Annotated in this window: 11 protein-coding genes; 6 read left to right on the plus strand and 5 right to left on the minus strand. The window is 55.2% G+C overall.

The genetic code is table 11. From position 1 onward, the window contains the following. Positions 1-17: 17 nt before the first annotated feature. The 6 genes from eat to EU556_RS01370 all read left to right on the plus strand — a co-directional run bounded on the left by eat (position 18) and on the right by EU556_RS01370 (position 6,607). Positions 18-1,352 carry an ethanolamine permease gene (gene eat / locus EU556_RS01345; protein WP_135430253.1) on the plus strand — a complete coding sequence of 445 codons (1,335 nt, stop codon included), beginning with the start codon at positions 18-20 and terminating at the stop codon, positions 1,350-1,352. A gap of 22 nt (positions 1,353-1,374) precedes the next feature. After that, positions 1,375-2,757, plus strand: a complete 1,383-nt coding sequence (locus EU556_RS01350; RefSeq protein ID WP_135430255.1) for an ethanolamine ammonia-lyase subunit EutB — start codon at positions 1,375-1,377, stop codon at positions 2,755-2,757. Between the two features lie 47 nt (positions 2,758-2,804). After that, positions 2,805-3,476 carry a hypothetical protein gene (locus tag EU556_RS01355; RefSeq protein WP_135430257.1) on the plus strand — a complete coding sequence of 224 codons (672 nt, stop codon included), beginning with the start codon at positions 2,805-2,807 and terminating at the stop codon, positions 3,474-3,476. Positions 3,477-3,724: 248 nt separating this feature from the next. Continuing rightward, entirely contained in the window at positions 3,725-4,153 is a 429-nt protein-coding gene (locus EU556_RS01360; protein WP_135430259.1) for a DUF1810 domain-containing protein, read from the plus strand. A 14-nt stretch (positions 4,154-4,167) separates the two neighbouring features. After that, positions 4,168-4,947 carry an ethanolamine ammonia-lyase subunit EutC gene (eutC, locus tag EU556_RS01365; protein ID WP_135430261.1) on the plus strand — a complete coding sequence of 260 codons (780 nt, stop codon included), beginning with the start codon at positions 4,168-4,170 and terminating at the stop codon, positions 4,945-4,947. A gap of 160 nt (positions 4,948-5,107) precedes the next feature. Then, positions 5,108-6,607: a M28 family metallopeptidase gene (locus EU556_RS01370; RefSeq protein ID WP_135430263.1), complete on the plus strand. Its 1,500-nt coding sequence runs from the start codon at positions 5,108-5,110 to the stop codon at positions 6,605-6,607. A 264-nt stretch (positions 6,608-6,871) separates the two neighbouring features. Here EU556_RS01370 and EU556_RS01375 read toward each other — a convergent pair whose 3' ends face one another. The 5 genes from EU556_RS01375 to EU556_RS01395 all read right to left on the minus strand — a co-directional run bounded on the left by EU556_RS01375 (position 6,872) and on the right by EU556_RS01395 (position 23,358). Further along, positions 6,872-7,147, minus strand: coding sequence for a hypothetical protein (locus EU556_RS01375; protein ID WP_135430265.1), 276 nt, complete (start codon positions 7,145-7,147; stop codon positions 6,872-6,874). A 94-nt stretch (positions 7,148-7,241) separates the two neighbouring features. Then, positions 7,242-9,749: a DUF5686 and carboxypeptidase-like regulatory domain-containing protein gene (locus EU556_RS01380; protein ID WP_135430267.1), complete on the minus strand. Its 2,508-nt coding sequence runs from the start codon at positions 9,747-9,749 to the stop codon at positions 7,242-7,244. Positions 9,750-9,991: 242 nt separating this feature from the next. Then, positions 9,992-10,957, minus strand: coding sequence for an NAD(P)/FAD-dependent oxidoreductase (locus tag EU556_RS01385; protein ID WP_135430269.1), 966 nt, complete (start codon positions 10,955-10,957; stop codon positions 9,992-9,994). Positions 10,958-11,086: 129 nt separating this feature from the next. Further along, positions 11,087-13,477: a right-handed parallel beta-helix repeat-containing protein gene (locus tag EU556_RS01390; protein ID WP_167855398.1), complete on the minus strand. Its 2,391-nt coding sequence runs from the start codon at positions 13,475-13,477 to the stop codon at positions 11,087-11,089. A 1,448-nt stretch (positions 13,478-14,925) separates the two neighbouring features. Continuing rightward, on the minus strand, positions 14,926-23,358 hold the full coding sequence (locus EU556_RS01395) for a right-handed parallel beta-helix repeat-containing protein (protein WP_135430273.1): 8,433 nt from the start codon (positions 23,356-23,358) through the stop codon (positions 14,926-14,928). Positions 23,359-23,453 lie beyond the last annotated feature (95 nt).

The raw sequence follows: 23,453 nt of genomic DNA on the forward strand, positions 1-23,453 counted from the left end.
TCCTGACTGTGTACGCCATGCCAAACGCTTCCGCTCCTGAGTTAAAAAAAGTCTTGAGGCCTCTGCACCTGTGGGCTATTGCGGTGGGGCTGGTAATTTCAGGCGAGTACTTTGGCTGGAACTATGGCTGGGCCGTGGCCGGCACAGTAGGCTTCTTGGTGGCTACGTTGGTCATCACGGTGCTCTACATCACCTTCATTTTTAGCTTCACGGAACTGACTACGGCCATTCCGCAGGCGGGTGGTCCGTTTGCCTATTCGCACCGGGCGCTGGGGCCGCTGGGCGGAGTAATAGCCGGCTATGCCACTCTGATTGAGTTTCTGTTTGCGCCCCCGGCCATTGCTTTTGCGTTAGGTAGCTACGCCCATTTTCTGCATCCGGTGGTGCCCGTGCTGCCTATGGCGCTGGGCTGCTACGGCGTGTTTATCGGAATCAACCTGCTGGGCATCAAAGAATCGGCTACGTTTTCTTTGGTGGTGACGCTGCTGGCGGTGGGGGAGCTGCTACTGTACATGGGATTGGTAGCGCCGCATTTCCAGGCGGTCAATTTTCTCTCTAGGCCACTGCCGTTTGGGTGGGGCGGCATTTTTGCGGCCCTGCCGTTTGCCATCTGGTTTTACCTGGCCATTGAAGGTGTGGCCATGGTGGCCGAGGAAGTAGAAGACCCTAAGCGCACCATCCCGAAAGGTTACATCTATGGCCTGCTCACTCTTATTCTGCTGGCGCTGGGCGTTATGATCCTGACCGGGGGCGTCACCAACTGGGAGCGGCTGAGCAGCATCGATTACCCTCTGCCCGAAGCGCTAGGCATTGCCTTCGGGCGCAACAGCCCCTGGACGCGCATCTTCGCCAGTATTGGGCTTTTCGGGCTAATTGCCTCCTTTCACGCTACCATCATTGGATATTCACGGCAAATTTTTGCCCTGGCTCGCAGCGGCTACCTGCCTGGCTTTCTCGCCCAGGTGAATTCGCGTTTTCAAACCCCGCACTGGGCACTGGTAGCTGGTGGCCTAGTAGGTTGTGTGGCTTTGCTCACGGGCACTACCGACCAAGTGATTGTGCTGTCGGTGCTGGGAGCGGTGGTGATGTACGGTATCAGCCTGATCAGCTTGTTTGTATTGCGCCGCAAGGAGCCTGAGCTAGAGCGGCCTTTTACGGCACCGTTCTACCCCTACTTTCCGGCGGTGGCACTTCTGCTCACGACTGTCAGCCTGGGTGCCATTGTGTACTACAATTGGCAGCTTACGGTGCTGTTCTGCGCGGGCTTAGTGGTGGCGCTAGGCCTGTACCGCCTGCTCGGCAAGCAGCCCCAGCCCGCACAACAACCGCTGGTAGAAGCTGAAATCCATTAGCTCACAAGCTGCTCTGCGCCCCATGGCCTACCAACACACCATTCGCAACCAGGTATACACCTTCCCCAATCTGAAAACGCTGCTGGCCAAAGCCACGCCCCTGCGCTCCGGCGACGAGTTGGCCGGGGTGGCAGCGACCAGCTATGAGGAGCGGGTAGCCGCGCAAATCACCCTGGCCGCTGTGCCGCTCAAAACCTTTCTGCAGGAAGCCCTCATTCCGTACGAGCAGGACGAGGTTACGCGCCTCATTCTTGACACCCACGATGCCGCGGCGTTTGCGCCCATCGGCCATTTCACCGTCGGCCAACTCCGCGACTGGCTGCTCTCGGACACCACAGGCCAGGTGGAGCTGCACCAAGTGGCCTACGGCCTCACTCCGGAAATGGTGGCGGCCGTGAGCAAGCTGCTGCGCAACCAGGAGCTCATTGCTATAGCCCGTAAGTGTGAGGTGATAACCAAATTCCGGAACACACTAGGCCTGCGTGGCCGCCTAGCTACCCGCCTGCAACCCAACCACCCCACCGACGACCCCCGCGGCATTGCGGCTAGCCTCGTTGATGGCCTACTCTACGGCAGCGGCGACGCGGTGCTGGGCATCAACCCCGCCACCGACAGCCCCGGCGTGGTGCGCAACCTGCTGGAAATGCTCGATGCCGGCCGGGAGCAGTACCAGATACCTACTCAGACCTGCGTGCTCTGCCACGTTACAACTACACTGGAACTGATCCGGCAGCAGGCCCCCGTAGACCTGACGTTCCAATCCATTGGTGGCACTGAGGCGCTCAACGCCAGCTTCGGCGTAAACCTGAGTCTACTGCAGGACGCCTGGGAAGCTACCCTAAGCCTGGGCCGGGGCACCCTGGGCCAGAACGTGATGTACTTCGAGACGGGACAGGGCAGCGCATTATCGGCCAATGCTCACCACGGCCTCGACCAGCAGACCTGCGAGGCGCGCGCCTATGCCGTGGCTCGGCGCTTCAAGCCCTTGCTAGTAAATACCGTCGTCGGCTTCATCGGTCCTGAGTACCTCTACGATGGTAAGCAGATTATCAGGGCAGCGCTAGAAGACCACTTCTGCGGTAAGCTCCTAGGCCTGCCCATGGGCGTAGACGTCTGCTACACCAACCACGCCGAAGCCGACCAGGACGATATGGACACTCTGCTCACGCTGCTTGGCGTGGCGGGCTGTAACTACATCATGGGCATTCCCGGCGCCGACGATATCATGCTCAACTACCAGTCTACTTCCTTCCACGATGCCCTCTACCTGCGCCGTGTGCTAGGCCTGCGCCCCGCCCCAGAGTTTGAGGCATGGCTGCAGCAACAGGGAATTTTCAACGAGCACGGCCAGCAGCTACCGGCTTCAGCAGGGCATCGGTTGTTAAATACAAACATGCTGGAGTAATTTACCCCTTATCAGCTCCCTGCTACTGCACTTCTTTAAATATCTTAATGCTAAAATTCCTGTCGATATTATTTCTGTACTGTCTTGCGAGTTGTACTTCACGTTCTGCCAAAGAATTAGCACTGACAGCTCCCGAACAAGTCCACGTAGTTACAGTAAAATTAGTCGATAGCCTGGGCTCTATTACTATTAGTCTTCCAACGCGATATGATACTACTTATTCCTGGACTCGTTATTCAGATTGTATTGATTGTGGCGATTTAAGATACCGTTTCCAACCTAAAGCTTTTCCAGTTACAAAGGAAAATGGCTGGTTTTGGAAAGAACCGACTGATGTGTTTGAAAGATTTACGATAATACACCCAGCTTCTTTTGTTTCTGGTGGTAGGGAGACAGATTCGTCATACGTATTTAAGGATCATAGCCTTAAAAAGATAGCTGCACGGGAAAAAGGTCTGCTAAAAGGCGCTTCTGCAATGCTGGTTTCTGATACTATTGAGAAAATCAATAACAGATATTATTCAATATTAATATACGATTCTAATGATTCAGTTAACGCAGTAAATACTAGAAAGTTGATGGCGTCTACGAATGTAAAAGGGAATAATATTCAATTTAATTTTGAGTTACAGGTTGAGAAAACGGATACCGCTTTGCGCAAGTTTATAGAAAATAGTAAATATTATTTGCGGAGTGTTAAGTTAAATAAATCAAAATAGGGTATAGATTAACTGTTACTTCCTCAAGCTACCTGTAAGCCAGACTTTCGAATTGGCCTTCGCGCCTTCACTGCAGCCCGCAATGCTTGGGTTATCTATAATGCAGACAGGATTTAGGTGGGCCTATGCATTTGAATTTGAGGCCTAGGATGAACTGCAACTAGCATTAGATGTTGCACAAGTTTCCCCTCTATCTGTGGGCAGACGTATTAAGCGGAAACGATTCCCTCAAATTAACCCTGCCCAAAATGCCCGCTGAAAACACCCTGCAACGATTTGTTGCTGCTCAGGAATCAGACTACGCCACTGCCTTGGTTGAAATTAAAAGCGGACGGAAGCGCAGCCACTGGATGTGGTACATTTTCCCGCAGATACACGGGCTGGGCTTCAGCGAAACTTCTAGGTTCTACGCCATCAAAAACAGACAGGAGGCAGAGGCTTTTCTGCACCACCCAGTGCTAGGCCCCCGGCTGGTGACTATCTGCCAAGCGCTGCTGACGTTGAGTAGCAACAATGCGACCCAAGTGTTAGGCAGCCCCGATGATGTAAAGCTCAAATCCTCGATGACGTTGTTCGCCGCGCTTGAGAACACGGACCCAGTATTCGAGGCCGTTTTACAGAAGTTTTTCAACGGTACCAAAGATCAGAAGACCCTGCAGCAGCTAGGTAATGCCTAGGCCTATTGCTTTCTATGGAAACTGACCTGCCTGCTCTGTCGCCCGAAGATCCGCAGCCCGACCCGTGGTCGGGCCTGCGGGAGTTTACAGCGGCCCGCATTGCGTTGGGCCGGGTAGGCACCAGCGTGCCTTTATCCGAAGCTCTGGCCTTCCGACTGGCCCATGCCGATGCGCGCGACGCGGTATACTCTGAGTTGAACTTGGCCTTGCTAACGAGTGGCCTAGAGCAGTTGGGTGTGTCAGTATGCGCTGTGCGCAGCCAAGCCGAAACCCGCCCTCAGTACCTGCAACGCCCTGACCTCGGCCGCCAATTACATCCTGAGTCGCGCAAGATGCTGCTGCAGGGGCAGGCGCCTGAACGGGCCGATGTAGCTATTATCCTAGCCGATGGCTTATCAGCTACGGCCGTGCAGGAGCATGCTGTGCCCGTGTTGCAACTGCTGCTGCCCAAGCTGCAAGCCGCGGGCTTTACGCTGGCTCCCGTAACCATTGCTGAACAGGCCCGCGTAGCCATCAGCGACGAAATTGGTCAGCTCCTGCACGCGCAGCTTTCCCTCATTCTGATCGGGGAACGGCCGGGGCTCAGCTCCCCGCATAGTTTGGGTGCCTACTTCACGTACGGCCCCCGCCCCGGCCTTACCGATGAAGCCCGCAACTGCGTCTCCAACATCCGTCCCGAGGGACTTGGTTACGCCTTGGCTGCCGACAAGCTGTTCTTTTTGCTTCAGGAAGCCCTACGCCGCCAGCTTTCCGGGGTGGGTCTGAAGGATGAGATGGGGCTACTGGAGTCTTAAAGAAGCTGATTAGTCTCTTGTCCTAGCTTGCTAGGCCACTTCAGAATAACGAAACGACAATTTATTGTCGGAAATATGAAGGGAGGGTCTTGCGCTCTATCTTACCTCGCCACAACCATCCTCTCCGCCTGCTTCAGTAGGCCACTGCTCCTTTCTGCTTATGCGTTTTACTACTCTTCTGCCAAGTGCCGCGCTGGCGCTAGGCCTGTTTGCTGGCTGCGCCCGGACCCCCTCCACCTCGGGCGTAGCATCTCCCACCGAGCCCCCCGCCCTAGAGGCCATTCGGGAGGCGGAGGTGCGCCGCGACTTGTTTGCCCTGGCCAGCGACAGTATGCGGGGCCGCCGCGCTGGCACCCCCGATGAGTTGCGGGCTGCCGTGTGGGTAGCCGAGCGCGCCCGCGAGGCAGGCCTCCAACCCGCCGGCGACGATGGTACCTACTTCCAATTTTATCCATTGCGCCGCATCACCATGGCGGCCACCTCGCGAGTGAGCCTCAGCGGTAAACCACTGGCTCTGTGGAAGGATGCTTGGGTAACGGCGCCCATCAACAGCCGCCTCGACGGGCCGGTGGTGTGGCTGAACACCATGGCCGATACCGTGCGCCGCGACCTACGGGGTAAGATTGTAGCCATGTCGTTGCTGCCGCCCACGCCGCTGCCGGCCCCCAAGATGAGCCTGTGGAGTATGCGTTACGCCCTGGCCGCTATTGGGCAGCAGAGCGCCGCCCTACGGGCGCGCGGAGTAGCCGGTATTATTCTGGCCGCTGATGACGCCACCGAGCCGAGCCTGGAGTTTGTAGGCCACCGCTACCAGGATGGGCAGTACCTGCTCCCTTCCATGCCGGTGCCGCCCGCGCTCATTCCCGTGCTGCTGGTGCGGCAATCGGTAGCCGCCGCTCTGCGGGCGCCCAAAGCGCGCTTGCAGGCTGAACTGAGTATGAATGATTTCCAGTATCCCTCCATTAACGTGGTGGCCCGCGTGCCCGGCACCGATGCGGAGCGCCGGCAGGAGCACGTGCTGTTCAGCGGCCACCACGACCACGACGGTATTGGGGCGCCCGTAGCCGGCGACTCTATCTGGAACGGCGCCGACGATAACGCCACCGTGAGCGTGGCCCTGCTGGCCATTGGCCGTGCCTGGAAACAGCGGCCGGGCGCCCGCTCGGCCTTGTTCGTGTGGCACGGTGCCGAGGAGCGCGGCCTGCTGGGCTCCCGCTGGTTTGCCGAGCACCCCACGGTACCGAAATCCTCCATTGTAGCCGTGCTCAACGGCGACATGATGGGCCGCAACGCCCCCGATTCGGCGGCCTTGCTGGGCTCCACGGCCCCGCACCGCAACTCCCAGGCCCTGGTGGATATGGCTCTGAAAGCCAACCAAAACATTACCAAGTTCACCCTCGATAACTCCTGGGACGACGCCAAACACCCCGAGGGCTGGTACTTCCGCAGTGACCACCTGCCCTACGCTCGCGCCGGCATCCCAGCCCTGTTCTTCACCACCTTACTTCACCCCGACTACCACACCCCCCGCGACGAGGCCTCGCGCATCGACGTGGCCAAGCTCACCCGCATGACCCGCTGGATGTACGCCACCGGCTGGGCTGTCTCCGCCACGCCGCAGCGCGTAACCCAAGACCCCAACTTTAAGCTGGAGCGGTAGCCGAACAACCTTGGACAGCTAACAGCCCGTCATGCTGAGCGCAGCCGAAGCATCTCTCCCGCTTCGTCTAGGCCAGTTCACTAGCCCAAGGTTTAACCCCTGGACTATGGAGCGGTTGAATTTATAAAAGTGAAATTAGCGGGAGGTAGAGATGCTTCGGCAAGCTCAGCATGACGTTCTAAAAGATTCATAACAAACATAAAAAAGCCCAGCCTCCTCATAGCGAGAAGGCCGGGCTTTTTACTGAGCTAACTTGAAAGTGGCTTAGTTCAGCCACACGGTCAGCAGCAGTTCAAAACGGTGAGGCGCATAGGCATTGTAATACGGGGCTTCGCCCTCGAAGCCGAGAACGTGCACCAAGGGCAGGCCTTCGGTGCGGGAGTCTACTACCCGAACGGGGTAGAGCTGGCCTTCCTCGGGCCAGTCGCCTACGTGGTTGTAGGGGCGCTGGCTAGCATCTACGCAACGAGCGTAGTCGACGAAGGGGGCGTGGCGGGTGGCTTCCGCCAGGGTCAGGTTTTCTACTTCGTACTTTGGCATATTGAGTCTTTCTACAAGAAAACAGCCGTTTTAATTCACTTTTAGCAGCATATCTCACGCCAGGTGAGCGCGCTGGGGGCTGACGAGCTGTAAGTTAGAGTTTAAACTGAAAACTCACCTTTACCCCAAAGGTACGGGCCCCGGGAGAGTTTCGATACGTAAGTCGGTGCAGGAAGTCGACGCGGGCCACCCGCAAAATGTTCTCTATGCCGTAGCCTACCTCGGCGTACGGCGCACGGCCCAATGACTGAAACGTAGGCAGAGGCCCGCCGTTTACGGGGTCTTCGGTGGGGTTGATGCGGCGGTTGGCGTCGCTTACGCTACCCCACAGCACGTTGCCCGTGGCCACCAGCCGCCAGTTAAGTTGCTTGATGGCCGGGATGGAGTTTAACAGGAAGCCATCGAATTGGTTTTCAAACCGGAAGGAAACGTACCGGTCGCTCACAAACTCAAAGTAGCGCATTAGGTTGAACGCCCCCGAGTTGTAGAATGGCGACTGATTACCCAAGTGTGATTTCAGCAGCGGATAGGGCACTGTGCTCGGGATGATGCCGGCATCGAGGCGGTAGTCGGTGCGGCCCACCTGGCCTAGCCGGATGCTTTGGTCGATGAGCACATTAAGCTTCTGGTAGCGGAAGTCGCTGCCCAATAAGTTATCCACCCCCAGCGTGTAGCGCACCGTAAACACCGGCCACCGCTTCAGCCCGATGGCCGTGCGGCGGTTCTGGTTGTTGGGCACCAGCACCTCGTCGCGGGCGTAGCGTGACTCCACCACCACTTCCGAGAGGGTAAAGTGGTCGTCGGTGGGGGCCCCGGGCCGCTGCTCCTGGGTGTAGTAAGCAAAGGGGTAGAGCGGGTCGAAACTCTGCCGCCGCAGCATCACGCGCTGGGTAAAGCCCCGGAACAGGTCCGTCTGAAGGGCTACGGTGGTTAGGTTGCGGCGCAGAGGGCGGCTGGAGGTAATGTTGCCCAGCCGGGCCGAGGCCTCAAACAACGGGTTCTCTAGCGCGTAGTCGTTGTCGAGAAGGGCGACCTGGTCGAGGTCGTTACGGTGTTCGAAGTTGAGCACCGTCCAGTGGCGGCGGTCCAGAATACGCTGCACCCGCAGGCCGTACTTGAAGCGCCCGTCGCGGGTACCGTAGGCCAGGTAGGGACGCAGCAGCCAGTCGCGGCTAAACTCCGGCGTGGTCCGGAAGCCCACCCGGAAGCGGTTGCCCTCAATGTTATTGAAGCTGTAAGCCGTCAGGATAGGGCCCCAGTCGATTTTGCCGGCCCGGTAGTAGCCATTCACGGCAATATCGGCCACCTCCAGCAGGTTGCGCATGGCTGGCAGCTGCCGCACCGAGTCCAGCACCATCAAGGTAGCCTGCTCCTCCCGACTCAGCGAGTCGGGCCGATTCTTCTCGAAGAAATCCTTGGGCCCATCAAATGCATCGGCGGCCGTCTCCAGCGGCCGGTCGTAGAACGCCAGGGGCTTGGGGTGGTTGACGTCGAAGTTGGTATTGACGATGGTGAGGCGGGCCAGAATGCCGGTACTGCCTTTGGTGGGCTTGATACCAATGACCACGGCGGTACGCCGGGGCAGGCCCGCGCCGGCCGCCGAGGCTACCAGGTCTTGCTTTACCTGTACCTGCTCCACAAAGTTGAGGTTGGCCTCGGGGCTCACCACCAAATCTACCCGGCGCAGGGCATAGGTTTCGGTGTTGATCCAGATGGTGCCCACGAAGGCCAAGTCCTGGGGGCGGCGTGGCTTCACACCAATCTTATAGCAGAAGTCCTGGCCTACGAATACCGAGTCTTGCAGGTCGTATTCGTAAGTGAACTTCCAGCCATCGGCAATGGGCGAGATAAAGTCTTTGCCCAGGAGCTGCTGCCAGTTGAGGTAAAAGTCCCAATCCTGAAATGAGGAGCCGAGAATCTGAGAGGTGACGGAGCCTTCCCGCGGTGCCGCGCCGTGCAATTGGGTGCGCCGGATTTCCTCACGTTTCCGCAAAGGCTGGTTATTCTGGTAGAAGCGCGACAACACCTCCGACGCGAAAAACGGCACCACGGGTTTGCCTTGGGCGTCGCGGGGCAGACCCATACTGTCGGCCACCTGCGTCATCTGGCGCAGCAGCTTGCGGCGGCTCACTTGGTCGGGCAGGTTATTCAGGGCGACTTCCGTGCGGCTGTAGCTGTCAAACTCAAACGCCGTCAGGTTGCGCTTGTTGTTGCGAGGCTTGTGCTCCTGCACCCGGCGCAAAATAGCATAAGCGGGGTTCTCCCGGGGCCGTACCACCACCTCCCCCAGTGAAACCGAGCCCGCGCCCAACGCAAAGTTGACGGTGTGGCTGGCTAGGCCACTCACGCGCTTGCGTACCGTGCCAAACCCAATGGCCGACGCCGCCAGTGAATCGACTGGGTCAGGCACTGTGAGCTGATAACGGCCGTCTTCGTCGGCGGTGGCGCCCTGCCCGGAGCCAGGCACGAACACCGAGGCAAAGGGCACGGGCTTTCCATTGGCGGCCTCCGTTACGCGCCCCGTAAACACTACCCGTTGGGCCCAAGCTGGGCCTACGCCTACCAGCAGCACTAGCGCAAGCAGCAGGTAAACGAATTTCATGTGGTAAACAGATTAGGCCAGATGTTGGGAAGGTAGCAACGGGTAAGATACACAGGTTCTGAGCACAAGCAAGGCCCGCACCCGGTAAGTTCCAGCGTCTGTTACTTTACGTACTAGAGCCGGCAGAGGAAGTGGAGTTTCTTGGACTCGAGTAGCAGAACGCAAAAAATAGTGGCCTACGGCTTCCTGTACTGCTTTCTGCGCTACCCTCTATCATCAGAGGTGGAGTGGCCTAGCCGGCATTATTTCGGGCACTCCTCGCGGGTAAGAGTTTCGTTGATGCAGATTGCGGCCTGGCACCCTTTTGCCGCGGCCAGCAGGGCTTGCTGCGTACCGGGCGTAATATCGCCGGCGGCATAAAACCCACGTATCGAAGTCTGCTGGTCTTTATCGACTAAAATGGCACCTTTCTCTGAGCGGCTGCAGCCTAACTGCTCGGCAATGGGGCTGCGCTGGTGCTGGTGGGCATGAATAAACACGGCCTTGCGGGCCAGCTTCTCCCCCGACTTCAGCAGCAAATGTTTCAGGTCGCCCTCCGGAGTGCCCACGAGGCGTTCTATCTCTTCCTCCCGCACGGTAATGCCCTGGCGGCGCAGTCGCCGACGAGCATTTGGGGTTAGCCCTTTCCAGCCATCGGTGCACACAATAATGTCGTTGCTCCATCGGCTCACTAACAGGGCTAGGCCAGTGACGCTTTTGTGCTTGCCATACACGGCCAGCGGTTTGTCGCGCACTTCCCAGCCATGGCAGTAGGGGCAATGCAAAACTCCGCTGCCCCACAGCTCGCGCATGCCATCAAGGGGCGGCAACTCATCGTCGACCCCCGTAGCCAGCAGCACCTTGCGGGTGGTGTAGGTGGTGAGGTGGCCAGTGGCCCCTTCCAGCGTCAGGCGGAAGTATTTGCTCATTACCTCCACCTTCAGCACACGCGCTTCCCGCACTTCCACGGTTTTGTAGGGGGTGAGTTGCTCCCGGCCCAGGCGTAGTAGCTCATCAGGAAGCATGCCGTCGCGGGTCAGGAAGCCGTGCACTGCCGGGGAAGGAGCATTGCGGGGCTTACCACCGTCGCAGACCAACACGCGGCGCAGGCAGCGGCCCAATACCAAAGCGGCACTCAGGCCGGCGCTGCCCGCTCCAATAATCATCACGTCGTAGTCGGTGGCAGGCTGAGCAGGTGCGCGGTGGCGGGGAGTGGTTGCAGCAGGCATACAATAGTAGTTAGTAGCGGCGTATCTATACCGCCAAAATGCCTTTGCGGTTAAGGCTGACTAGCGGTTGCTGGGCATAAAAAAAGGCTCCTGGTAGCCAGGAGCCTTTTTTTATAATTGTTAGAAGAGTTACTCTTTGATCAGACGAGCGGTTTTAACCACAGCCTGTCCATTCACCTGAATCAGGTAGAGACCTGCGGGCCACTGGCCTACGGGCAACTCCTGCGCTAGGCCACCCGTAGCCGACCCCTGATACACCAAGCGGCCGGTTACGTCACGTACGGTAACCTGGTAGCTGCCTGCTGCCAAACCACCTAAATTAAGAGCGGCATGGCTAGAAGCTGGGTTAGGAGTTGCGCTAATAGTAGTTCCTGCTTTAACGAATGTTACTACTTGAACACTGCTGAAGCTGGTAGTGCCGTCGGTGTCTACCTGCTTGAGACGGTAGTACACCGTGCCAGCTGCCTTGGCTGCTACTTGTGCATCGGTGAAGCGGTAGTCCGTGGCTAGGGTGGTGGTGCCCTGGCCTTTCACCTGGCCGACGGCACTGAAGCTCTTGCCGTCGAAGCTGCGCTCCACCACGAAATGGTCGTTGTGCAGCTCCTGGGCCGTGCGCCACGTCAGCTGGGCGTCCTGGCCGGCGTCCTTGGCCACAAAGCTCACCAGCTCTACTGGTAGCGGGCCTGCAACTACAGTGATATTACCAGAGAACTCAGATGTGTTACCAACCTGTATGTTATTAACAGTAGAAAGTACCGTAGCAGTAGCAGTAAGCTTAGCGCTAGACAAATTTGTTTGTGCTCCTAAAGGAAACACGAAGAGAAAGCGGTTAGCGTTAGTTTCTGAACCTTGATCAAAGCTAGGAACAAAAGTGCTAGTGTTGTAAGAACTGGTTTTGGTATCACCGTCGGCTGAAGAACCTTCTGTAGCGTTGAAAAGGTACGTGTTACCTTCTCCAAATGACGTTGGGTCAGCGGCCGCAATAAAGAACTCTACCAAGGAACCAGCTGGAGCAAATCCAGTTACGATCAAGCTATTATTGCTGACTTTAGCCTGCGTGATAACCGGGAAGTTCAGTAATCCATTGGCGCCGCTTGTAGCTGTTTTCCCACTGGCATTCAATGTAACATCATCTCCAGTAGCAGCTGTATTGGCCGAAAGGTCTATGCCTAAGCCAATATTTCCGGAGATGCTGTTCTCCGTAAACCGGTTGCCGGAAGTGCCATTCAAGGCCACAATACCATCGCCGGAGTTGTTAGTGATGGTGTTAGCACTGATCAGGTTGTTATTGCCTGAAGTAATGCTGATACCAGCATCATCAGTAACGTTAGTACCTGCTCCGTTAGAGCCAATGGTATTGCCACTAATAATGTTGTTGCTAGCGCTGACCAGCTCAATGCCAAAGCCGTTGTTGCTGCTGATGTTATTATTATTAATGGTGTTGCCAGATGCGTTTGACAGCAGTACCCCGGCTCCGTCGTACGCAATAGTAGTACTCGTCGCGGCAACAGTTCGGCCGGTACGGAACACGTTATTGCGGAGAGTAACGCCCATGGCGCCATTTCCCAAAAGCACCGAAGCAATAGTGTTATTAAATCCGGTTACATCTGTCACAATGGAGCCGTTAGTACCTGCGCCAGAAAAAACAATGGCTGCGCCATCTTCTAGTACGGCACCGGTAGTATTTAAGGCCCGGCTACCATTTGTGCCACCACCAACATTGCCAGCACCCGTGATATTCAGTGACGCAATGCGAGTATTGCCTCCTGTAACTGAAATTCCCCCGCGGTTAGAAGTGTTGAAGTCCAAAATAATCTCACCTGCCAAGTTGTTAGCAGTAGGCGTGGTCCCTTCTCCCGTCAAAATAGTCTGCAGCTTACCATCAATGGCGGTGTTGCTATCGGTGATGGTTGGTAAGGCCGCTAAGCCAGAGAACGTGAAAGCGTTAGTCTGGGCACTGTAGCCAGCGGGTGCCGTCATGTTCAGGCGCAGACCGGGTAGTGCTGTGCCAGAGGTGCGGCCATCGTTCAGCATGAAGATGGCGTACTCAGTGCCTGCTGCTGGGTCAATGGCAGTTGTGTTAGTGGCGGGGGTGCCGTTAAACGCAACTTGATCTAAACCGGCGTTCGTGAGAGCGTTACTATTGTTGATGAACTGACGCAATGAGCCTTGACCAGAATTATTGGTGTTAACAACGGTGCTGAAATTGAAGCCGAAGTCAGCTCCAACCGCAGTAGTGCCAGTAGCTACCGTAACAGCAGCTTGACTTTGGGCAATGGTTGTTGCTGTATTCAGGCTGGCTAGAGTAGTGCCTGTAGTGCCTGCACCAGCATCAATCTTAGTAGGCGTTTCGCCACCTACATCGTCAGTAGTACCATTGTATGTCTGTATTGGGATAAGCGTATTAACATAGCCTGGGCGGCTGCTGGTTACTGTGCTGTTAACTACACGCACAATGTAGCTTCCCGCAACAGGATTGAAATTATATTGACCATCTGCATCAGTATTAACCGCTGACACAAATGTTCCAGTTGAAGTGTAAAGTTCTACGCGTGCACCTGGTCGAGCTGAAGTTCCACTAGCAGTAATGGGTCGACCAGCGCCACCACCATAGTTAATATCTTCAAATACATATCCTGTGATGGGGGTGACAGCAGTAGATGATACACTGATTAACCAGCCGTCACCACCATGTGTTGTGGGAGTAGCTGGATACCATGTGTTTATTTGTCCATCCCCCTTTAGTGAAATTCGAAACTTTATAGTAGTAATACCAGAGGATGGCGTTGTTACTAACACAGAACCGCTAGCTGCTCCTTGTCCTGTAGTACCATTAAATATAGATGCACTATTTGTGATAGCGGTGTTGCTGACTGTGAGTTCTTGTGAACCAGAGAGTTTAGATAAAGAAACTCCTGTTGTGATTAAGGATAGATTGGTTGTATAACCAATAGTCCCGTCACCAGTCGTACTGGCACCACCTAAACCAGAAAAATGTAGAACAGGGTTTACGACGGCTCTGTTAAACGTAACAGTGAGGTCAGCATATGGGTACTCTGCACTTGTGCTAGCTGTCCTATTTAAAGCACGAGTTGATAGTAAAACTTCAACTCCATAATTGGTCGTAGTGCTGATACCCCCATTTACGCCATTAGCTGATGTAAAATTAGTGTTGCTAGATCCTCCAATAGAGCCTAAGGTCTGATATATAGCAAGTGCAGTCGCATTAGTTCCACCTGAGTTGTTCCCTCCCCCAAAAGAAGCACCTGTATTCGTTGTTGGAACAGACGTTACATTGGTATATACCTGATTATCCAGTCTAAAAGTGGCTGTCGTTGTAGGGGTATATGTGGCGTACGTGGTGCCTGTAGGATTATCAGTATTGTTTCGAAATGTGACAGTCTGATCGGCTATCGAAGGTCCACTACCAGTTGGGCCCCCTCCCGTCGCAAATTCTAGTGTTGGTACCGTCTGCGCTAGGGCATTAGTCAGCCCAACTACGCTCCATGTTAGCAGTGCTATCAACGATCGTAAATGTACTCTCATCCAAAAAGCTGTATGTATGAAAAATGGGAACATGTTTTAAAGGCCGAGTCTATGTTAGTATACTTCAAGATTCTGAAGCAAAGTTTGAGAATTAGACAAAGGGAGTATTACTCAGCTTGATTATGTGTTTAAAATATAATTTTTCATATAAAGGAGCAGCTCTCTTAATAAGGCTTTTGTCAAAATTGGAACAGATTTTCATTTTGAAAATCTTACAAAAGTAGACCTTGACAATAATGATTTAATAGGTTGTATACATTAATTTTCAGTTACTTAGCACGGTTTAATTAAATATTAGTAGCGTTATAAATTTAGATATGAAATTATGCTTTTGCTGTTGCACTTATAATGTCTAAGTACATGCATAAAAGCAAAAAGCCCCTCTGCCAAGCAGAGGAGCTTTTTAGTTATCAGTTAGTAAACTATTCCTTGATAAGGCGCAATGACTTGGTGAAATCTTTGCCGCTCACCAATACATGGTAGCTTCCTACGGGTAGATCTTGCACCGACAGCGTTGGGGTAGTGCTAGCCTCATATCGTGCTTGACGAACTGTACGACCTACTGCGTCAATGATGCTTACCTGGTAGCTGCCTTGGGGCAGGCTAGTCATATCCAGCGTAGTAGTCGAGGAAGCTGGGTTCGGGTACAGGCTGATGGCTGACTCAGCTTTAACGAATGTTACTACTTGAACACTGCTGAAGCTGGTAGTGCCGTCGGTGTCTACCTGCTTGAGACGGTAGTACACCGTGCCAGCTGCCTTGGCTGCTACTTGTGCATCGGTGAAGCGGTAGTCCGTGGCTAGGGTGGTGGTGCCCTGGCCTTTCACCTGGCCGACGGCACTGAAGCTCTTGCCGTCGAAGCTGCGCTCCACCACGAAATGGTCGTTGTGCAGCTCCTGGGCCGTGCGCCACGTCAGCTGGGCGTCCTGGCCGGCGTCCTTGGCCACAAAGCTCACCAGCTCTACTGGTAGCGGACGCACACCAATGGTGAAGGTTACGTCCCGGGTGCTAGTGCCACCGTTCGCATCAACTGTTGCAATCCGTACCGTGTAAGTACCAGCTACTAGTAGGCGGTTGTTGGTTACTACAATCTGACCGATCTGGTTAGCATCAGTAGTATTGAAACCAACACCAGCTGGGAAGCTGCTTAGGTAGCCAGTGGGCAAGCCCGTGGTAACCAGGGTAGCCGAGCTGAGGCCATTTTTCACAACTGCCTGAGGTGTAGCTGAGTTGTACGTGCCGCTATTAGCGTCGAACACATTAGCAATTACGTCGCCATTCACGTAAGGCGTCGCGCCACCTTTCACTGCTGTGAGCGTGTAATTCGAGTTTACATCCTGGCCTATTGCAATGGTGTAGAGGGCCGTGTTCGAGGTAGCTGGTACAGTAGCATTGTCAGTAGCCGTGTACGAGAAGAAGGCATTACCTACGAAACCAGCGGTAGGCAGGTAGCGCAGCTGGCTAGCTTCCGTTGCCGTGATGGGTGAACCAACCGTCAGGGCCGTAGAGCTGGTGCCAATGTACAAGCTACCAGAGGTTGGCACCGAAGTAAGAGTGTACGTCAGCACTTGGCCAGCGTTAGCATCAGTTGCAACCAGGGCCGAGATAGGCTGGGCCGTAGTGGCCGTGTTCTCAATTACCTGGTTGAAGCGCACCTCGCCCGTGGGCTGCAGGTTGTTCACTACGTTGTAGGCCACTGGGGCATTGTTCGCGATGGTCGTGATGCTGGCCGAGTTTGAAGCAGCGGTAGTATTGATGTCTGCTGCAGAAGTTACGTTCGCCGTGATAGTGAGCGAGGTAGCCGTAGCCGGAGTCGTGAACGAGATAAAGTTCGTTACGGCACCAGCCGTACCAGGAGCCATGGAGGCTACGGGAGGGAACGTAACTACCGTGTTGCCTCCCGTTACGGTAGACAAAGCACCAGCCGAGAACGTCAGGTTAGCTGGCGTACCAGGGATGGTCACAGTCTGCACCACGTTCGTCGCAGGCGACAAAGCCGTGCTATTGTTAGAAGTGGTGATTTCGTACGTTACCCGTGAACCAGGCTGAGCAGAAACTGGGCCTGCGATGGTGGTTTGGGCATCGGCCTGGGGCGTTACCGTTACCGTAGACAGAGCAGTATTGTTCGAAAGTACGCCATCAGAAGTAGCGGAGTACACATTGCCTACTGCTAGTACCGGGCCAGTAGCTGGAGCATTGAATGTTACCGAATAAGTACCCGGCAGCGAAGCACCGCTGGCCAGTGAACCCACGGACTGGAAGGTAACTACCCCCGTGGTAACATTGTAGTCGGCGTTGCGAGTCACACCACCGTCAGTCACGGTTACGCCGGTCAGGCCGGGTGCCAGAGTCAACTGCGGCACTACGTTAGTAGCAGTTCCAGTACCCAGGTTGTCGAAAGTAGCCGTGAGGGTAACGGGGCTGCCGGCATTAACCGTAGCGGTAGCTGGGGTCAGAGCCACGCGCAGGTCGGCCGTAGTAGCTGTAGCTGCAGCTGCAGTAGTAGCTACCGTGGCGTAGTTGTTAGCAGAATTCACGTCGGCGCTAGTAGACGTTACCTGGCCTACGGCCGTGAGCTGTGCGGCATCCGGCATCGTTACTACTACCACGCGGCTGGTGCTGGCACCGGTGGCCAGGGTGGGCACCGAGGCAAACGTTACTAGGCCAGTCGTGTTGTTGTACGAGTCGGCGGAGGTACCACCGGGGAAGGTTACGTTAGCCGTGCCCAAACCAGCGGGTAGCTGTAGAGTGGCGGCAACGCCAGTAGCTACCGAGGCGCCGTTGTTGGTAACAGATACCGCATAAGGTACAGCGTTGCCTACTGTAGCAGTAGCCGGGGCCGTAACGCTAATAGCTACATCAGCAGCAGGCGTCAGGGCAGTGGTTACGACGGCAGTGTTATTCGCCAATACAGTTTCAGCGGAGCTCGTGCTTATTGCGGCAGCAATGTTCAGGTTAGCCGATCCGGCCGGAGCCGTGAACGAGATGGTATTCGTCTGGCTAAAACCAGCCGCCAACGGTTCGGTGAACGAGATGGTCAGGATACCGGTAGTGGCATTGTACTGCGAGCCCGCGCTGAGCGAGTTTACTTGCACGTTGGTCAGGCCGGTGGGCAACTGTACGGTTTGCACCACACCGTTGGCAGCAGCCGGGCCGTTGCTGGCCGTTGTAACCGTGTAGGTTACCGTCTGGCCCGCCAGGCTTACTGCGGGGCCAGCCAGGGTCGTAGCTACATCTACCACTGGGTTTACCTCGATCTTGGTCTGAGCCAAGTTATCGGCAGGTACTGCGTCGGGGGTAGTAGTCGTTACGGCCGCCGTAGCCAGCACGAAGCCTTGCTGCGGAGCTGCAAAGGTTACGGAGTAGGTCTGCGTAGCACCTGCTGCCAGCGGTGAAGCTAGAGCTGGGAAAGTCAGAACACCCGTAGCCGCGTTGTAAGAGCCACCGCCCAGGTTGCTGAAGGTTAGGCCAGTAGGCAAAGTTACCGTTTCCTGCACGCCAGCGGCTGATGCGGCACCCGCGTTGCCTGCCGTAATGTTTAGGGTGATGTTAGCACCAGGCGCAACGTTGGCAGCCGAAACCGAAATGTTCGTGTATACGTTAGCTTCCGTGCCCGTCCGCGTGATAGGGGTAATGGTAGGACGCGTAGCCAAGCCATTCAGCTGAGCCGTGTTGTTGTCGGTACCCGCGGTAGGCGAGTTTAGGTCGCCGGCGTTGGTGCCAGTGAGGCCCGAGGTAACAATAGCCACTGGCGCCGGGAAGTTGGTGCTAGGAGCCGTGAAGCTGATGGTGTTTACCTGCGACTGACCAGCAGCCAGTACCCCAATAGCGGGGAAGGTAATCACGGTAGCGTTCTGCGAGGAGTTGAAGGCCACAGTACCGCCATTAGAGGCATAGATGCCAGCCCCCGTGAGGTTACCCGACAGCGAAACCGTCTGCACCACATTCACCGCTGGTGAAATGGAGTTGACGTTAGCCGGCGTGGTAGCGCTGCTGAGGTTGCTGGTTACTACCGTATAGGTCAGCTCGTTGCCAGCCGTTACGACCGTCGGACCGCTGATGGCTGTCGTTACGTCGAAGCGAGGCGTGATGTTGATCGTAGATACGGCCGTGTTGTCGGCTACAGTCGTCTCTGCGCCACCCGAGCCGCTAATGCTGGCCGTCACGGTAAGTGGGCTGGTCAGCGGGGCTGGGAATACGAGAGCTGTCGAAACTGAACCACCGTTAGCTGCCAAGTTGCCGATGGTGAGGGTCAGCAGGCCAGTGTTCTGGTTGTAGCTGGCACCACCTGCAAAAGTAATGATGCCATTATTGAGCGTGCCGTTGTTGCCGCCCACCGTGAAGCCGGTAGTTGTCAGGCCCGCGGGCAATTGCACAGTTTCTACCACGCTGGTAGCAGCCACAGTGCCTGGGTTGCTAGATACCACCGTGTAGCTCAGCGAAGAGCCGGCATTGGAGTTAGCCGCAGGAGTAGCTGAGAAGTTGGTAGCCAAGTTGAACGTAGTACCCGACACAGCCACTGATAAGAAAGCCGTGTTAGAAGTAGTGCCCGAGGTATTGTTTACGGTGTAAGGAACCGTAGCTACCCCTGTGAAGCCCGCGGCTGGTACAAAGCTCACTTGCCCGTTGCCGAGGAACGTGAACGTACCGCCGGTTACAGTTACCGAGGCGGTGCTGCCGGCAGCTTGGCTATTCAGTGCCACAGTGGCGGGGTCAATACCGTTCTGGTCGTTGCTCGTCACCGTGACGGTAACGGCCGTGCCTGGAGTCGTAGTGGTGTAGTCGTTATTGGCAACTGGAGCTAACTGTACGGGGGCATTACCCGAGAATTCAGAGGTTCCCTGGTTGCCATTTACGGCCGTAATCTGTCGGGCCGTGGCAGTAAGGAGAGCTGTACCAGCGTTCAGGGCATTTTGCTGGGCTACCGTCAGAGAAGACAGAGGCACGGAGTAGGAGAAGCGATTCTGGTTATTTTCCGCCCCTTGGTTGAAGCCGTTGATGTTGCCGCTGTAGCTGCCCGTTGTGGCATCTAGGTCACTGGTGCCTTCCGCCTGAGTGAATAGGTAAGTTTGGCCCTGACCGAAGTTAGTGTTGCCAGTGCCTGCCGACGTACCCACGCTGGCGATAAAGAATTCCAGCGTAGCGCCGGGCCGTGAGAAGCCCGATACCAGCAGATTGCCATTGCGAATAGTAGCGCTGGTAATTACTGGCATGTTGGTCAGGCCGTTGCCACCCGTGTCTGCGTCACCATCGTCGTTCAGGGTCACGTTGGTGAGCGTGCCTACGTTACCGTTGTTGAAACGGTCGCTGCTGTTCAGTAAGTCAATGCCTAAGCGGGTGTTACCAGAAATAGAGTTCTGCGAGATTGTAACATTTAGAGCAGGAGCTTCAACTAGAACGCCCGACCCAGTGTTACCAGTAAGCACGTTGTTCGAGATAATGGTCTGATTAGTGGCTCCGTATACACGTAGGCCTGACCCTTCACCAACCGTCGTGTTATTCAACGCAGTTTGGCTGCGAGCTACCCCGGTACCGTTGTTACTAATAGTATTACCTGTGATGGTGTTGCCGCCAATGCCGTTACCGAAGGAATCGATACCGTGGCCATTGTTAGCAGTAATCAAGTTGCCGCTAACAGTATTACCAGTGCTGGCTCCCTGCAGTTCTAGTCCGTCGAATACATATCCTTGTCCATCCAGGAACACTTCAATAGCGTTGCCCCGAATTTCGTTGCCCGAGATAGTATTGTTATTGGCGCCGTCGTTGTTGTTGCCCAGCACCCAGATACCCATGCCACCGTTGTAGGCCACTAGGTTGTTCCGGATAGTACCGTTATCGGAGCTGTTAAGGTTGATACCCTGTTGAGTGGTGCGTACACCGTTGCCGGGGTCAGTAAAGCTAGTAGCCGACGTACCGATGGTATTCGACTCAATCAGGATACCTGAGGCGGACGCCGTGGTATTGATACCGTTAGCGAAACCGTACACACTCAGGCCGCGGATAGTGCCGTTTGCCGCCGATACAGACAACCCGTCGAAAGCACGGGTACCTACCAACTGCACCTCCGGACCGTTGAGAGTGCCCAGGGTCGTGTTGGCAGTGCCTACTGTACCTCCGGTGTTCAAGGTCACGTTATTGGTATTACCAACGTTTATCGTCTGAGTAGTACCATCCACGGCGGTGTTAGCATCAGAAATAGTAGGCAGCGCGGTAGTGGGGTTGATACTAGCTACCCCATTAGTGAGGCCTGAAACCAAGCCGGCCCGCAGACCTGGCGTAGCTGAGCCCGAGGGAATCATGAAAATGCTGGTTTCCCGGCCAGCTGTCAGGCCAGCCTGTGCCAGGTTAGCATTGGTTAGGGCATTAGAGTTCAAAATGAACTGCCGCAAAGAACCCTGACCATCATTGTTGGTATTGGTAACGACGTCGAAGTTGAAGCCAAAGTCAACGTTAGCTGAGCCCGCACTTGCCACTGTGAAGCGGCTGATAGACTGCGCGGTAGAGGTACCAGCCGTCAGTGCACCGAGGTTCTGGTTCGTAGTGTTAGCGGCAGCATCCTGCTTTTCCGGTGCTTCACCGCCTACTTGGTTAGTAGCGCCATTCACGAACGTTTGAACGGGAAGCAAGCCAGCTACGCTACCCGGACGAGACGAGGTAACGGTGGAGTTAACCACGCGCACGGTGTACGTAGTAGGTGCCACGCTGAAAGAGTAAGCACCATTTGCATCGGTAGTAGTGGCCGAAACAAAGTTGCCGTTGGCATCATACAACTCAACGCGGGCGTTCGGACGACGAACAGTGAAGCTAGCAGCGCTTGAGGCAGCTGTGGACAAATTGCGTCCTGCTCCACCACCGTAGTTTACATCTTCAAACACAGTACCGCTGAGCGTAACAGCCGCTGCCACCGGAATGGTATACGTAGCGGCATTCTGGGCCGTACGCCCTATGTTGTCGGTTACGGTGTACGTGAAGGAAGCATTGCCCGTGAAGCCAGCCGCGGGGTCAAAGGTGAGCAGATTGAGCTGGTCAGCTGGAATAGCCTGTCCGGCTACCACGTTCGTACCATTAAACTGGAGAACCCCAGAGGCGGCGCCCGGTAAGGTCAGAATGTTGTAGTAGGCAAGCGTGTTATTGCCATCCGGATCAGAGCCAGCTAGGCCAGGAGAAAGTACAATGGCTGGGGCTGTATTTGGCAGGGTCGAGTTGGTAACATTGCTTACCGTAGGAGCTGCATCGGCCTTAGAAGGACCCGCGCAAAGCACCGAAGTAGGTACTACCTGGCGAGCCAAACCGGCATCTGCGCTGGCGTATTCCCACTTCAGAACGTTGCTACCGCCATTTTCAGCGTAGTAAATCAGTACATCGTGCTGGCCGGCAGTCAGGGTAACCGTGCCGGAGCGCTCTTGTAGGCTGTGGTCGTTGCCGTTATCAATTAACGCATTGGCCACGTTTGGCGCAGACACCAGTGCGTTATCGTCAATCCACATGTATGAGCCATCATCCGAGCTCAGGTAGAACGTGTAAGTACCTGCTACGGCAATGTTGATGCTGCCGCGGTAGCTAGCGCTGAAGTTGTTCGGGTCAGTGGTAGTACCGGTTGCTGGCGGTACAATATTCCCGAAGCTGCTGCCGCTGAAGTCCAGCGTAGGGTCAATGCGCCGAACACTGGCTGTACGCTGGAAAAACGTAATAGCGTTGGCATTGAAGTTATTCCCGGGGTTGTAAAACACACCAGGGTAGTACTCGGCTGTTAAGCCCGAAGAGGCTGTAGTATTGTTCAGATAAGAAGGCTGACAGCTGGGGACGCTCTGTACCGTGGTTACATTTGCATTAGCAGCCGTACCATTGTTGTTAGCCGCAATTATATCGGACGTAGTAGCTGTACTAGCAGCTTTTCCACTTACGTTTCCCGAGTTGGGCATAGTGAACGTAACAGCGTTGGTAACGTTCGCCCCAGAAGCTAGAGTGGTGGTGGCAAATGTTACTAAGCCCGATGTAGAGTTATAGCTAGCTCCAGCGGGTAGCGTGACATTAGCAGTTGGTAAGCCTGGGTTAAGTTGCAGCGTTGGAATTACATCTGTTGCTACATCTGCTCCGGCGTTGGAAGTTGTGGTGGTATAGATTACTCGGTTACCAGCCGAAGCAGCTGTTGGGCCCGTTACGGTCGTTGCTACGTCAGCTTGCGCGCACCAGCGAATGGCATTAATACCAATTGTTTGCTGGCGAGGTACGTTTGCAGTGTATGGGTACGGGTTGGAATACGTAAGTACCAGACGCTGCACGGGAGAAGTAAAGGCTACAGTTACGTTAGCTGTGGCGTCACCAGGTGCTGCAGTTCCGGTACCCTCCACTGTATTGGGGGCCACGAAACGGTTTTTAGTACCCAATGTAAAGTTGCTTGCTGTCAGCTGAATAACGGGTGCATTAGCAGCTGTAGTAGCGTAGCCATCAAAACGCAGGTTATCAATGAAGTTCGTTGCCGCTTCTGCATCAATATCCTGTAGGTTAAACGTAAGGTTCTCTACCGGCCGCGTAAAGGTGAGAGTAATGGAAGCGCGGTTGGCAGTAACGGCAGGATCTACGTTCTGATAGTTCTCCTGCCATATCAGACTTTGACCATTCAGGTTGGCAACGGTGCCAACACTAAATGTTCGAACAGAAGATGCATTTGAGGCATAGCCACTGTAGGTGAAACTTGTGTTACCAAGGGTCTCCGTAGCGGTTTTCCTATCACCGGTCGTGGCAGTAGTGTAATTCAGGGTATTCACCTGATTACAGACTTGTGCCCACCCAACTGTCCTGCCCAAACTGGTCCAGGCCAGTAGCAGCAGTAAAACTCGTAAGAGTGTTTTCATGAATATTAGGGTAAGTGAATTGAAGTTTTGCGGAGTGGTGGTACTCTTTTATAATTCAAAGCTATTTTGGGATAATAAGGTCATTTGTCCTTTTC

It is taken from the genome of Hymenobacter fodinae (genome assembly GCF_004745825.1).
Classification (GTDB): Bacteria; Bacteroidota; Bacteroidia; order Cytophagales; family Hymenobacteraceae; genus Hymenobacter; species Hymenobacter fodinae.

Coding starts and splice junctions, on each gene's coding strand:
- eat (WP_135430253.1), top strand. CDS start 18: ATGCCAAACGCTTCCGCTCCTGAGTTAAAAAAAGTCTTGAGGCCTCTG.
- EU556_RS01350 (WP_135430255.1), top strand. CDS start 1,375: ATGGCCTACCAACACACCATTCGCAACCAGGTATACACCTTCCCCAAT.
- EU556_RS01355 (WP_135430257.1), top strand. CDS start 2,805: ATGCTAAAATTCCTGTCGATATTATTTCTGTACTGTCTTGCGAGTTGT.
- EU556_RS01360 (WP_135430259.1), top strand. CDS start 3,725: ATGCCCGCTGAAAACACCCTGCAACGATTTGTTGCTGCTCAGGAATCA.
- eutC (WP_135430261.1), top strand. CDS start 4,168: ATGGAAACTGACCTGCCTGCTCTGTCGCCCGAAGATCCGCAGCCCGAC.
- EU556_RS01370 (WP_135430263.1), top strand. CDS start 5,108: ATGCGTTTTACTACTCTTCTGCCAAGTGCCGCGCTGGCGCTAGGCCTG.
- EU556_RS01375 (WP_135430265.1), bottom strand. CDS start 7,147: ATGCCAAAGTACGAAGTAGAAAACCTGACCCTGGCGGAAGCCACCCGC.
- EU556_RS01380 (WP_135430267.1), bottom strand. CDS start 9,749: ATGAAATTCGTTTACCTGCTGCTTGCGCTAGTGCTGCTGGTAGGCGTA.
- EU556_RS01385 (WP_135430269.1), bottom strand. CDS start 10,957: ATGCCTGCTGCAACCACTCCCCGCCACCGCGCACCTGCTCAGCCTGCC.
- EU556_RS01395 (WP_135430273.1), bottom strand. CDS start 23,358: ATGAAAACACTCTTACGAGTTTTACTGCTGCTACTGGCCTGGACCAGT.